This is a genomic window from Burkholderia pyrrocinia (assembly GCF_003330765.1).
In the GTDB taxonomy this organism is placed as follows: domain Bacteria; phylum Pseudomonadota; class Gammaproteobacteria; order Burkholderiales; family Burkholderiaceae; genus Burkholderia; species Burkholderia pyrrocinia_B.
This window is the reverse complement of record NZ_CP024903.1, coordinates 2786176-2799848: the sequence shown is the minus strand read 5'-3', so window position 1 is coordinate 2799848 and position 13673 is coordinate 2786176. Positions and strand designations below refer to the sequence as shown.

Sequence of the window (13673 nt, the reverse complement as noted above, 5' to 3'; positions counted from 1 at the left end):
GCTTGCAGGCGACTGCCTAGCCGCGTGCGCTGTCGTCGCGATAACCGCTTTTGCCGTCGAAGATCTCCTTCAGCGCGGCGCGCAGCGCGACCGGGTCGTGCTGGCCGGGCGCGAGATGGATCACGTAATGCGTGTGGCCGTCGAGACGCGCGGCGATGGCGGGTTCGAGTTCGACGTCGATCGTAGCGTCCGTCAGGCGCACCGACAGATCCTTGACGCGCAGGTTGATCTGGTCGCGCACCATCACTTCGATCGTCGCATCGTCCGGAAAGCGCGACAGCGCGAAGCAATAGTCCTGCTCCGGATCGTGACAGTAGAGGTTGGCGAAGCTTTCGTCGTCGTCGAGATCGGACGTCGCCGCGCCGACTGTGGCGTGAAGTTCCATGAACGGTGGTTCCTGCGTAATGGTTATGGTTATCGGGGTGAGTGGGTTGCCGTTTCGATCGAGGCTGCGGCTGCGGGCGTCACACCGGTATCGCACGATGCACCGGCATCTCGCGCCTTCAGCCACAGCCCGAATTCGCGCATGACGTCGACAACCGGCCGCAGCCGGTCGCCATCCGCGGTCAGATCGTACTCGACCCGTACCGGCACCTCCGGATAGACGGTCCGCCGCACGAGCCCCGCGTCTTCCAGTGCGCGCAGGTCGAGCGTCAGCATGCGCTGCGAGATGCCCGGCATGTCGCGGCGCAGGTCGCTGAAACGCCGCGGCCCGTCGAGCAGATACGACACCAGCAGCAGCCGCCAGCGGCCGCCGAGCAGGCGCATCGCTTCTTCAACGGAACATCCTGTCGCACTCGTTTTCATGCTGCTGAACCCTGGTCGGTAAATTTTTTGTGACTACGGCACAAACGACTGCCGTCTTCCCGTGCTTGCGCCGATGCGAGATATTAGCGCCCGCGTCGCGGCGAATCGATACACGGACAACCCACCAAGGAAAAGCATGAAGCTTTATCACGCTCCCGGAAGCTGCTCGCAGGCGATCTGCATCGTGCTGCGCGAAGCCAACCTCGACGCGGAGATCGTCAAGGTCGACGCGCGCAAGCATGTGGTCGAGGACGGACGCAACTACTACGACGTGACCGAACTCGGCTACGTGCCGCTGCTCGAACTCGACGACGGCACGACACTGCGCGAAGGGCCGGTCATTGCGCAGTATCTCGCGGATGCGCGTCCGGAAGCGGCGCTCGCGCCCGCCTACGGCACGCTCGCGCGCTACCGGTTGATGGAGTGGCTGAACTTCCTGACGGCGGAAATCCACAAGGGCTTCATTCCGCTGCTGTACGCGGTGCAAGCGGGGAAATACGTCGACCCGGCGCGGCAGAAGCTCGCCAGCCGCTTTGCATGGATCGACCGCCAGCTCGACGGCAAGACGTTCCTGGCGGGCGACACGTTTACGGTTGCCGATGCGTACCTGTTCGCGCTGACCGGCTGGGGCAAGGCCGACTGGATGCGGTCGGTGTACAACGCGGATATCGATCTGACAGGGTATGCGCATCTGCGCGCATGGTATGAGCGCGTACGCGCGCGGCCGGCGGTGCAGGCCGTGCTGACGGACGAAGGCCTGTCGCGGTAGCCCGCGGCGACGGTCACGGATACGGCGCGTCATCCCGCCGCACCGCGACCGTTCCGCCATATCGACGCGCCGCCACGCAGCAAAATGCCGCGCTATAATCGCCGCCATGAAATTGCTTCGGACCTTCATCCTGCTGCTGCTTTGCGCGGTGCTGCCCATCAGCGGGCTGGCAGCCAGCGGCCTGACCGGTGAATGTCCGATGCAGTACACGATGTCGATGGAAGCGGACACAGGCATGAACCTGTCCGCCGACATGAGCGATTGCGATTCGATGAAGTCGCCATCCGCCGATCACACGAAGGCCAAAGCCAAGGGCATGGCCTGCAAGGTGACGGCCCAATGCCAGTTCGGCAGTCTCTACCACCCGGCCGCCCGCGCCGACGTCAGCCGTCCCGCTGCATTCGCCAGCACGATCGTCTTCCATTACACGCAGACCGTCCCGGCCCGCGACCCGAGCGGGTTGTGGCGCCCTCCACGCATTAGCTGATCCCGATCCGACCGGTTCACCGCCAAGGCGGTGAGGTTCGTCCTGTGCTCAGGACGTGGAACCCCTTTGGGTTCCGACGTTGGGGTTAGACCATGTCATTCGATTTCGGCACGCCGCGCACGCGGCGTGCGTATCGGCGCGCGCCCGTGCTTTGGGCCGCGCTTCTGGTGGCGGGCGCCGTTCACGCGCAGCAGTCGCCTTTCACGCTGGACGCCGCGCTGCAGTCCGCCACCGATCATTCCGCTTCGATGCAGGCCGCGCAGGCTTCGGTGCGCGCGCGTTCCGAAGCGGCCGTCCGGGCCGGCCAGTTGCCGGACCCGATGCTCAAGGCCGGCATCGACAATCTGCCGGTTAACGGCGGGCAGCGCTTCACCGTCGGCCAGGACTTCATGACGATGCGCCGCATCGGCATCGAGCAGGAATGGGTGTCCGGAGACAAGCGGCGGCTGCGCTCGGCGCTGGCCGACGAGCAGGTCGGCCGCGAGCGCGCGGGCTATCTCGCGCAGCTCGCCGCCGTGCGCCAGCAGACCGCGACGGCCTGGCTTGACGCCGTCTACGCGAAGCAGGCGCTCGCGCTTCAGCAGGCGCTGCTCGGTCACATGAACCATGAACTCGACGCGACGCAGGCGTCGTATCGCGGCGCGAAGGCGAGCGCGGGCGATGTCGTCCAGGCCCGCGCGATGCTGGCGCAAACGCAGGACCAGGTGCTCAAGGCGCAGCAGGCGTATCGCACCGCGCTCATCGCGCTCGCCCGCTGGACGGCCGCCCCGGTGGCGGACGTGACAGGCACGCCGCCCGCGCCCGAATCCTTTGTGTCGTCGCTGCCGCCGGACGAACTGCGTCTGTCGCAACCGGCGCTCGTCGCCGCCGCGGACGACATCGCGGTCGCCGAAGCCGACACCGCGGTCGCGAACAGCGAGCGCAGCCCGAACTGGACGTGGGAGATCGCGTACCAGCAGCGCGGCGGCGCGTATTCGAACATGGTGTCCGTCGGTGTCTCGATCCCGTTGCCGCTCAACCGCAAGAACCGCCAGAACCGCGACGTCGCCGAAAAAGCCGCGCTCGCGACGAAGGCGCGCCTGATGTACGAGGACACGCTGCGTCAGGTGCAGGCCGATATCCGTACGCAGTCCGAGACGCTGGCGAGCGGCCGCGAACGCATCGCGAACCTGGGCGCATCCCTGCTGCCCGCCGCCGATCAGCGCGTGCAGCTCGCGACGGCCGCTTACCGGGCCGGCACGGGTTCGCTCGCCGACACGTTCGCCGCGCGGCGCGCGCAGCTGGAAGCGCAGTTGCAGGTGCTCGATCTCAGGCGCGACGTGTCGCAGACGTGGGCGCAACTCGAATATCAGGTCGTGCCGTCGACGATGGCCGCCGCGCAGTGAAGGAGAACGAGATGACGAAACAATCACTGGCGCGCGCGGCGTTGACGGCATTCGCCGGCGCGGCGCTGCTCGGCGCGGGCTATTTCGCGGGCGTGCGCCATGCGGCGGGCGGCGCGGGGGCGGCGGCTGTCGCGCCGTCGGGCATGACCGATCCGCAGGCGGGACGCAAGGTGCTGTACTGGCACGACCCGATGGTGCCGAACCAGCACTTCGACAAACCGGGGAAATCGCCGTTCATGGACATGCAGCTGCAGCCCGTCTATGCGGACGAAGGCGGCGGCGCGTCCGGCATCCGGATCGATCCGGGCCTGCAGCAGAACCTGGGCATTCGTTATGCGACCGTGCGCCGGCAGCAGACGGCGGCCGGCTTCGATGCGGTGGGCACCACGCAGTTCGACGAATCGCGCGCGGACGTCGTGCAGTCGCGTGTCACCGGCTACATCGACCGTCTCTACGCGCGCGCGCCGATGCAGCGCATCGCGAAGGGCGCGCCGGTCGCGTCGCTGTTCGTGCCGGACTGGCTCGCGCCGCAGGAGGAATATCTCGCGCTCAAGCGCGGCGGCATGGACGGCAGCCTGCTCGACGCGTCGCGCGCGCGCATGCGGGCGCTGTCGATGCCCGACGGCATGATCGCGAACCTCGATCGCACCGGCCGCGCGCAGACGCATGTCGTGCTGAGCGCGCCGGAAACCGGCGTCGTCAGCGAGCTGAACGTGCGGGATGGTGCGATGGTCGCGCCCGGGCAGACGCTCGCGAAGATCGCCGGGTTGTCGACGCTGTGGCTCATCGTCGAGGTGCCGGAAGCGCTCGCGCTGAACGTGCAGCCGGGGATGTCGGTCGACGCGACGTTCGCGGGCGATCCGGCGCGGCACTTCACGGGACACATCCGCGAAGTGCTGCCCGGCATCAGCACCGGCAGCCGCACGCTGCAGGCGCGCGTGGAGATCGACAATGCGTCGCTGAAGCTCACGCCCGGCATGCTGATGCGCGTGCATGTCGCCGCGAAGCAGACCGTGTCGCGCCTGCTCGTGCCGTCCGAAGCGGTGATCGCGACCGGCAAGCGCTCGATCGTCATCGTGAAGAACGGCGACGGCCGGCTGCAGCCGGTGTCGGTGACGGCGGGCAACGACGTCGGCAGCGACACGGAAGTGCTCGACGGGTTGAGCGAAGGCGACACGGTCGTCGCGTCGGGGCAGTTCCTGATCGATTCCGAGGCCAGCCTGAAAAGCGTGCTGCCACGGCTGGAACGGGCGGCCGGCGCAAGCGCGGCAGCATCGTCTTCCGCCGCGGCGGCGCCGATCTACGAAACCACCGGCAAGGTCGAGAAGGTCACGTCCGCCGACATCACGTTCTCGCACCAGCCCGTTCCGGCGCTCGGCTGGGGGGCGATGACGATGGCGTTCGGCAAGCCGTCGGCGCAGGCGTTCCCGGACGTGAAGCCGGGCGAGACGGTGCGTTTCGCGTTCACGCAGAGCGACGACGGCTATCGGCTGACGAAGGTCGAACCGCAGGGAGGCGAACGATGATCGCGCGCATCATTCGCTGGTCCATCCACCATCGCTTCCTGGTGCTCCTGGCCACCGTGCTGATCGCGGCGTGGGGCGTTCATTCGCTGCGGCAGACGCCGCTCGATGCGCTGCCCGACCTGTCGGACACGCAGGTGATCGTGAAGGCGTCGTATCCGGGCAAGGCGCCGCAGGTCGTCGAGGACCAGGTGACCTATCCGCTGACGACCACGCTGCTCGGCGTGCCCGGCGCGAAAACCGTGCGCGCGTACTCGTCGTTCGGCGACGCGTTCGTCTATGTGCTGTTCGACGACCACACCGATCCGTACTGGGCGCGTTCGCGCGTGCTCGAATACCTGAGCCAGGTGCAGAGCCGGTTGCCGGCAGGCGCGACCGTGTCGCTCGGGCCGGATGCGACCGGCGTCGGCTGGGTGTACGAGTACGCGCTGGTCGACCGCACCGGCCATCACGATCTCGGGCAACTGCGCGCGCTCAACGACTGGTTCCTGAAGTTCGAGTTGAAGGCCGTGCCGGACGTATCCGAGGTGGCGAGCATCGGCGGCATGGTGCGCCAGTACCAGGTCGTGCTCGATCCGGACAAGCTGCGCGCGTACGGCATCACGCAGGCGGCGGTCGCGGACGCGCTCGGCAAGGCCAACCAGGAATCCGGCGGCTCGGTCGTCGAGCTGGCCGAGTCGGAGTACATGGTGCGTTCGTCCGGCTACCTGCGCACGCTCGACGACTTCCGGCATGTCGTGTTGCGCACGGACGACGCGGGCACGCCGGTGCTGCTCGGCGACGTCGCGCGCATCCAGGTCGGCCCGGCGATGCGGCGCGGGATCGCGGAGCTGAACGGGCAGGGTGAGGTGACGGGTGGCGTAATCGTGATGCGTTCGGGCAAGAACGCGCTGACGACGATCGACGCGGTGAAGGCGAAGCTCGCCGACCTGAAGCATTCGCTGCCGCCCGGCGTCGAGATCGTCACGACCTACGACCGCTCGCAACTGATCGAGCGCGCGGTGGGCAACCTGAAGGACAAGCTGATCGAGGAATTCGTCATCGTCGGGATCGTCTGCGCGGTGTTCCTGTTCCATCTGCGCAGCGCGTTCGTCGCGATCCTGTCGCTGCCGCTCGGCGTGCTGGCCGCGTTCATCGTGATGCGCTACCAGGGCGTGAATGCGAACCTGATGTCGCTCGGCGGGATCGCGATCGCGATCGGCGCGATGATCGACGCGGCGATCGTGATGATCGAGAACGCGCACAAGCATCTGGAAGCCTACGATCACGCGCATCCCGGCGAGCCGCTGACGGCCGCGCGGCGCTGGGAACTCGTCGCGACGTCGGCCGCGGAAGTCGGGCCGGCGCTGTTCTTCTCGCTGCTGATCATCACGCTGTCGTTCATTCCGGTGTTTTCGCTGGAAGGGCAGGAAGGCAAGCTGTTCGCACCGCTGGCGTTCACGAAGACCTACACGATCGCCGCTGCCGCCGGGCTGTCGGTGACACTGGTGCCCGTGCTGATGGGTTATCTCGTGCGCGGCCGCATTCCGCACGAGCACGCGAATCCGATCAACCGCGTGCTGATCCGCCTGTACCGGCCGCTGCTCGAAGCGACGCTGCGGCGCCCGTGGTTCGCGATCGGCATCGCGGTCGTCGCGCTCGTGCTGACGGCCGTGCCGCTGTCGCGGCTCGGCGGCGAATTCATGCCGCCGCTCGACGAAGGCGACCTGCTGTACATGCCGACCGCGCTGCCGGGCATCTCGGCCGACAAGGCGAGCGAACTGCTGCAGCAGACCGACCGGCTGATCAAGACCGTGCCCGAGGTCGACACGGTGTTCGGCAAATCGGGCCGCGCGGATACGGCCACCGACCCCGCGCCGCTCGAAATGTTCGAGACGACGATCCGCTTCAAGCCGCGCAGTGCATGGCGGCCCGGCATGACGCCGGAGAAGCTGGTCGACGAGCTTGATCGCACGGTGAAGGTGCCGGGCCTGTCGAACGTGTGGGTGCCACCGATCCGCAATCGGCTCGACATGCTGTCCACCGGCATCAAGACGCCGGTCGGCGTGAAGATTTCCGGGCCTGAGCTGACGGGGATCGACGCGATCGCGACGCAGGTCGAGGCGGCGGTGAAGCACGTGCCGGGCGTCACGTCCGCGCTCGCGGAACGGCTGAACGGCGGCCGCTACCTCGACGTCGACATTGACCGGCTCGCCGCCGCGCGCTACGGCCTGTCGGTTGCCGATGTGCAGTCGGTCGTGTCGTCGGCGGTCGGCGGCGAGGATGTCGGCGAAGTGATCGCGGGGCGTGAGCGTTTCCCGATCAACATCCGCTATCCGCGCGAGATCCGCGATTCGCTCGAGAACCTGCGGCAATTGCCGGTCGTCACCGCACGCGGCGCGCAGATCCGCCTCGGCGACGTCGCGCGCATCGCGATCGCCGACGGGCCGCCGATGATCCGCAGCGAGAACGCGCGGCTGTCCGGCTACGTGTACGTCGATCTCCGCGGCACCGACCTGCGCACGGCGGTCCGCGCGATGCAGCAGGCCGTCGCGCAGCAGGTCGCGTTGCCGCCCGGCTATTCGATCGCGTGGTCGGGGCAGTTCGAGTATCTCGAACGCGCGGCGGCGACGCTGCGCACTGTCGTGCCGGTGACGCTCGTCGTGATCTTCGTGCTGCTGTTCCTCACGTTCAATTCGGCGGCCGACGCGCTGCTGCTGATGTCGACGGTGCCGTTCGCGCTGGTCGGCGGCTTCTGGCTCGTCTGGGCGCTCGGCCACGCGGTGTCCGTCGCGACGTCGGTCGGTTTCATCGCGCTGGCGGGCGTGGCCGCGGAATTCGGCGTCGTGATGCTGCTGTACCTGAAGGGTGCGTTGCAGCGCCGGCTCGACGCCGGCGAGCCGCTGACCGATGCGCTGCTGCTCGACGCGATCCGCGAAGGCGCGGTGCTGCGCGTGCGGCCGAAGGCGATGACGGTCGCCGTCGTGCTGGCCGGCCTCGTGCCGATCATGGTCGGGCACGGCGCCGGCTCCGAAGTCATGCAGCGCATCGCCGCGCCGATGGTCGGCGGCATGGTCACGGCGCCGCTGCTGTCGATGTTCGTCATTCCCGCCGCGTGGCTTCTGCTTCAGCGCCGTCGTGTGCGAAGCGCGAGCGATGCGCGGCATTTCCCCGCAGTTCCTTCCGGCATGAATGTGCCATCCACCCACACTGGAGAATCTCGATGAAAAAGATGAAATTGATTGCGGCCGTTGCCGCCACGCTCGCGTTCGGCGCTGTCGCAGCGCCCGCATCGGCGGCCGGCGACATGTCGGGCATGGACATGTCCGGCATGAAGATGTCGTCGGGCGACGCGGCCGAGTCGCATGCCGCGCTGACCGATGCGGAAGTGAAGAAGGTCGATGCCGCGAGCGGCATGGTCACGCTGAAGCACGGCGCGCTCGAGAACGTCGGGATGCCGCCGATGACGATGGCGTTCAAGGCGAAGGACGCGGCCATGCTCGCGCAGGTTCACGCGGGCGACAAGGTCAAGGTGCGGATCGAGAAGGTCAACGGCACGCTGACGATCGTCAAGCTGGCGAAAGCGTCCTGATCGTCCGGATGCGGGCGTTGCCGTCGCCCGCATCCGTGCAGCGAAGCGCGCCGCGCCGGCGCGTTGCCGAAGGTCATCAGGGGGAATCGTCGCGACAGGGCTTTTTGTCAGACGATTCCCCGTTTTTCATGCGCAACCGTGCGGCCGGTTGCGATCGCGGCGTGATCACGAAAATTACATAGACCTGTCTGTCGATTACCAAAAACTGTCACCGAGCGCCGCTAAGCTTTCGCCACCCTCACAACCGGGATTCCCCGTCATGCGCTCGACAATCCGCCTGCTTACCCCGCTATTGCTGCTCCCGACGCTCGCCGCGCCGGTGTTCGCCGCCACCGTCGCGCCCGTCAGCCCGAACTGCGGCGGCAGCACGACGCCGATCGCCGATATCCAGGGGCCGGGCGCGCCGTCGCCGCTCGCCGGCCAGAACGCGTCGATCGAAGCCGTCGTCACCGCCGATTTCGGCGGCACCGATGGCTTCGGCGGCTTCTTCGTCCAGCAGGCCGACGCGCAGCGCCGCAACCAGCCGGGCGTGTCCGAAGGCCTGTTCGTCTATGCGCCGAAAGTGCGCGCGAAGGCGGGCGATCTCGTGCACGTGACGGGCAAGGTCGAGGAGAAATACGGGCAGACGCAGCTCACGCTGTCGGGCGCGATCGCGGTGTGCGCGAACGGCCAGGCAGTCACGCCCACGACGCTCACGCTGCCGGTCGACAGCCCGAACGCGTTCGCCGCGTATGAAGGGATGCTCGTCCGCCTGCCGCAGACGCTGAACGTCACCGATAACTACGAGCTCGGCCGCTACGGCAGCGTGATGCTCAGCAACGGCCGCCTGCGCACGCCGACGAGCGTCGTGCCGCCCGCACAGGCGCAGACGCAGATCGACGCGAACGCGCGCAACCGCCTGATCCTCGACGACGGCTCGAACAAGCAGAACCCCGCGACCGTGCCGTATCCGGCGCCGGAGCTTTCCGCGGCGAACACGCTGCGCGCGGGCTACACCGTGCGCAATGTCGAAGGCGTACTCGAGGTGCGGTACGGCGCATGGCGCGTGCAGCCGCTGCCCGGCGCGGCCGTGCCGGCATTCGACGCGCGTGCGAACCCGCGCACCAACGCGCCCGCGCGCGATCCGAAATCGAACCTGCGCGTCGCGTCGTTCAACGTCCTCAACTACTTCAACGGCAACGGCCTCGGCGGCGGCTTCGACGATCCGAACAACCGCGGCGCGAAGAACTACCCGGAATTCCAGCGTCAGGAAGCGAAGATCGTCAGCGCACTGAAGGCGCTCGACGCCGACGTGATCGGCCTGATGGAAATCCAGAACAACGGCTACGGCGAACTGAGCGCGGTGCGTCAGCTTGCGGCGAAGCTCGGCAACAGCTGGCGCGTGGTCGATCCGGGCACGTCGCGCCTCGGCGGCGACGCGATCGCGGTCGCGATGATCTACGACAGCCGCAAGGTCGAACCGGTCGGCCGCGCGGCGACGCTCGCGATCGACGACAAGAACCGCCAGCCGCTCGCACAGTCGTTCCGCCGCATCGGCGGCAAGCAGGCGCTGACCGTCGCGGTCAACCACCTGAAGTCGAAGAACTGCCCGGATGCCGCGAACGACGATCTCGACCAGGGCGACGGCCAGGGCTGCTGGAACCCGACGCGCACGCGCGCCGCGGCGAAGCTGGCAGATTGGCTCGCCGGCACGCCGACGGGCGTCGCGAGCCAGGGCGTGCTGCTGATCGGCGACTTCAACAGCTACACGCATGAAGACCCGATCCGCACGCTCGAATCGCGCGGCTACCGCAACCTCGTCGCGCGCTGGATCGGCGCGAACGCGTACAGCTACGTGTACAACGGCGAAGCCGGCTATCTCGATCACGCGCTCGCGACGCTGCCGCTCGCGTCGCACGTGAAGGCCGTGCACGAATGGCACATCAACGCGGACGAGCCGCTCGCGCTGCAGTACACGCTCGCGTACAAGTCGGCCGAGCAGCAGAAGACGTACTACGCGCCGGATGCATATCGCTCGTCGGATCACGATCCGGTGCTGATCGATATCGCACTGCCGGGCGGCGGGCGTTGATAGCGGGTTGAAGGCGGGCGACGGCGAGCGGCGATGCTGCATGCCGTCGCCCGCTCGGAAAATCCGGTCGAATGTCGGGTAAATAATTCCGTTGAAGCCCGCGCGTATTAACGAAATCGGTATTTTATGGGTGACGAGGTGCGCATAAGCATCTTGATTGACGAGTGGTTGAAGTGAATCGAATCACGTGCGCATGCCGCCGCGCGGCCTTAATCGATTCTGGATAATAAAAATGAAAGAAAAATCCTGTCGATATGAAGGTTTTAGAGGCGCTGTATCAATACAGTAAAGGCTTCAGCGTTGTACGTGAAAAGTAAAATATTCGGCGAGACATTGCCGATACAGCGCGCCTTGCACGAATAATCCCGTTTTCTTTCAAATGCCAGACACTGACTGGCGTTTGCATCATTACGGGATTTTTAATATCGGAATGATCTTTGACAACGCGGCGCAGCACCGCCTATTTTTGTCATGTCGTAAATTTTGGTCATATAAAAGTTGTCCAGACTGCAGGGGGCGTCCGAGCACCATTCTCGCCAGCAGTTTGCTGTGTCTGTATCAAGTTCAGTCTCTTAGAAGTCCAATCCCCAACCGCCGACTGCCGACCGTGCAACGCGAGTGGCGGGTAGGCCTGCGCGTTTCTCGAGCGTTGGCGGCCTTTGTGAAGCGGTATCCGAACCCACACAAGGATAGAGATGAAACCAGACAGGAGCTGTACCGGCAGCCGCCGTGGCCGTCACGGCCGGTTGGCCGGGCTAGGTGCATTGACCGTCATGACACTGGTCCTCGCGGCGTGCGGCGGCGACGATTCGTCGTCCGTCGGCGCGTCGAGCCTCGCGCAGGCGACTGCCAGCCAGCAGGCCAGCGCGCAACAATCGGCCGGCAGCCAGACGCCGGCGGCCAACCAGCCTTACGTCGATCAGGTCGCGTATTCGATGAATGCGACCGACGGCCTTGCCGCCGCGCAGGTGTCCGAGAAAGCGGCCGTCATGCATTACCAGTGGAAGTCCGGCGGCACGGCCGTCAACTACACGACGACCACCGGCCACCTGACCGCGCAGGACGCGAACGGCAATGCGGAAGCGTCGATGTCGTATGTCGCGTACACCGCGCCGAGCACGAACGGCAAGCCGCGTCCCGTCACGTTCGTGTATAACGGCGGCCCCGGCTCGTCGTCGATCTGGCTGCGTCTCGGCTCGTTCGCGCCGACCCGCGTCGCCACGCCCGATCCACTGTTCGGCAACAACTGGCCGAACTATCCGCTCGTCGACAACGTGGACAGCCTGATCGACACCAGCGACCTCGTATTCATCGACCCGCCGGGGACCGGGCTGTCGGAAGCCGTGTTGCCGAACACCAACCAGAAGTACTGGGGTTCCGATGCGGACGTGAACATCATGCGCGACTTCATCCAGCGCTACCTGAACGTCAACAGCCGCAGCAGTTCGCCGATCTACCTGTACGGCGAATCGTACGGCACGCCGCGTACCGACATGCTGGCGCTCGCGCTCGAATCGGCCGGCGTGCACCTGACGGGCATCGTGCTGCAGTCGTCGATCCTGAATTACTTCGCGGATGCGGTGGAAGCGGTGGCGATCACGCAGTCGACGGAGGGGCTGCTGCTCGATACCGATACCGTGGCCGGCTATCTGCCCGGCTATGCGGCGGTCGCGGCGTATTTCAACCAGGTATCGCCCGCGCCGGTGAACCAGGATCTGTACGCACTGCAGACGGAACTGTTCACGACGCTGATCTACAACCAGCTGCAGAAGTACTCGCAGTCATGGGTGTTGAGCCAGCTCGGCATTCCGGATGCGCTCGGCACGCCGGTGTTCCCGAGCGATGCGACGCTCAGGCTGTGGTCGATCCCGTCGAGCCTGACGCAACAGGCGCTGCGCGGCTACTTCAACGCGAACCCGTTCGGGACGAGCCTGCTGCCCGGCACGACGGTCGGCCGGTATGACGGACGCGTGTCGTTGCCGAATTCGGATCCGCGCCTGCAAACCGATGGCGACCCGTCGGACATCCTGATATCGCAGCCGTTCACGAACGCGCTCGCGACGCAGATGCCCGACTACCTCGGCTACACCGCGCCGAACGCGACCTACCTGCCGCTGAACGACAACATCATCGGCGTATGGGACTTCACGCACGACGGCCAGCCGATGCCCGACACGATCCCCGATCTGCTCGGTGCGCTGCAGCTCAACCCGAAGCTGCGCGTGCTCGCGGAGAACGGCTTCCACGATCTCGCGACACCGTTCTTCAACACCGAGAAGCAGCTCGCGCGGCTGCAGACGGTGAAGGGCCTGAACCCGAAGCTGCAAGTGAACTTCTTCCAGGGCGGACACATGACTTATCTGGACGACGTCGCCCGTCCGCAGATGAAGCGGGACCTGACGACGTTCTATCGCGGCAAGCGGATTCCGACGGCGCTGACGCTGCACACGCTGCCGCCGCCGTGGCCGGATGAAAACCCGCCCAGCGTGCCGACCGGCAGCGTCCCGGGCGCGACGGCAGCGACGACGCTGGCGGCGGCCCCCTGAGCGACGGACTCCTTGTCAAAGGAACCCTCTATTCATCCATTGAATGCGAGTGATCATGTCCCTAATCAATTTGATGCGGCGTATGTCTTCGTTGATCGTCCTCGGTGCCGTGGTGAGCAGCGCCTACGCATTGCCGCCGCAGGCGGTGGCGCCGGTGAAGCTGCCGCACGGCGGGCGCGGTGTCGACGGTCCGTTCTTTCCTTCGACGCGCGCGGCGCCGGTCTTGCCGTCGACCGGCGCGACGCTGCAGCAGCAGGCGCAGCGGCGTGTCGACGCGAGGCTCGGCGCCAATACGGTGCTGAGCAATGGCGCGGCCGTGACGAAGGCGCAGGCGCAGAGCAGCGGGCTCGGTTTCGTGTCGAAGCACTTCGACGAGATCGATGCGAAGCACACCGGCCGCGTGACGATGAGCGATGTGCGGCAGTTCATCCAGCAGCGGCAGGTGCAGGCGCAGCAGGAACAGCAGGACGACTGATGGCGTGAGCAGGGCGGCGGCCGGTGCGAGGTTTGCACC

11 protein-coding genes are annotated in these 13673 nt (G+C 66.6%); 9 read left to right on the top strand and 2 right to left on the bottom strand.

Going from position 1 to position 13673, the window contains the following annotated elements; genetic code table 11:
- Positions 1-16: 16 nt before the first annotated feature.
- Together CUJ89_RS30345 and CUJ89_RS30340 are read right to left on the bottom strand one after the other, a co-directional pair.
- The gene (locus CUJ89_RS30345) at positions 17-385 is read right to left on the bottom strand and encodes a hypothetical protein (RefSeq protein WP_114180946.1); all 369 of its coding nucleotides are present in this window, start codon (positions 383-385) and stop codon (positions 17-19) included.
- A gap of 29 nt (positions 386-414) precedes the next feature.
- Positions 415-807, bottom strand: a complete 393-nt coding sequence (locus tag CUJ89_RS30340) for a winged helix-turn-helix transcriptional regulator (RefSeq protein WP_114180945.1) — start codon at positions 805-807, stop codon at positions 415-417.
- Between the two features lie 136 nt (positions 808-943).
- On the opposite strand from CUJ89_RS30340, the gene CUJ89_RS30335 reads away from it, so the two are divergent.
- From CUJ89_RS30335 to CUJ89_RS30285, 9 genes are all read left to right on the top strand, one after another.
- A complete protein-coding gene (locus tag CUJ89_RS30335; protein ID WP_114180944.1) occupies positions 944-1576 on the top strand; it encodes a glutathione binding-like protein in 633 nt (210 codons plus the stop codon).
- A gap of 106 nt (positions 1577-1682) precedes the next feature.
- Positions 1683-2063 (top strand): hypothetical protein, encoded by a 381-nt coding sequence (locus CUJ89_RS30330; RefSeq protein ID WP_114180943.1) that lies wholly within the window; start codon positions 1683-1685, stop codon positions 2061-2063.
- Between the two features lie 92 nt (positions 2064-2155).
- A complete protein-coding gene (locus CUJ89_RS30325) occupies positions 2156-3448 on the top strand; it encodes a TolC family protein (RefSeq protein WP_114180942.1) in 1293 nt (430 codons plus the stop codon).
- Positions 3449-3459: 11 nt separating this feature from the next.
- Positions 3460-4974: an efflux RND transporter periplasmic adaptor subunit gene (locus tag CUJ89_RS30320; RefSeq protein ID WP_114181646.1), complete on the top strand. Its 1515-nt coding sequence runs from the start codon at positions 3460-3462 to the stop codon at positions 4972-4974.
- Positions 4971-8177: an efflux RND transporter permease subunit gene (locus tag CUJ89_RS30315; protein ID WP_114180941.1), complete on the top strand. Its 3207-nt coding sequence runs from the start codon at positions 4971-4973 to the stop codon at positions 8175-8177. Before CUJ89_RS30320 ends, CUJ89_RS30315 begins: the two co-directional genes overlap by 4 nt.
- Positions 8174-8542, top strand: coding sequence for a copper-binding protein (locus CUJ89_RS30310; protein ID WP_114180940.1), 369 nt, complete (start codon positions 8174-8176; stop codon positions 8540-8542). Before CUJ89_RS30315 ends, CUJ89_RS30310 begins: the two co-directional genes overlap by 4 nt.
- Positions 8543-8801: 259 nt before the next feature.
- Complete coding sequence (locus CUJ89_RS30305) at positions 8802-10613, top strand: ExeM/NucH family extracellular endonuclease (protein ID WP_114180939.1); 1812 nt, start codon at positions 8802-8804, stop codon at positions 10611-10613.
- A gap of 695 nt (positions 10614-11308) precedes the next feature.
- Positions 11309-13159: a S10 family serine carboxypeptidase-like protein gene (locus CUJ89_RS30290; protein WP_114180938.1), complete on the top strand. Its 1851-nt coding sequence runs from the start codon at positions 11309-11311 to the stop codon at positions 13157-13159.
- A gap of 82 nt (positions 13160-13241) precedes the next feature.
- A complete protein-coding gene (locus CUJ89_RS30285) occupies positions 13242-13634 on the top strand; it encodes a 2-oxoglutarate dehydrogenase (protein WP_236654996.1) in 393 nt (130 codons plus the stop codon).
- Positions 13635-13673 lie beyond the last annotated feature (39 nt).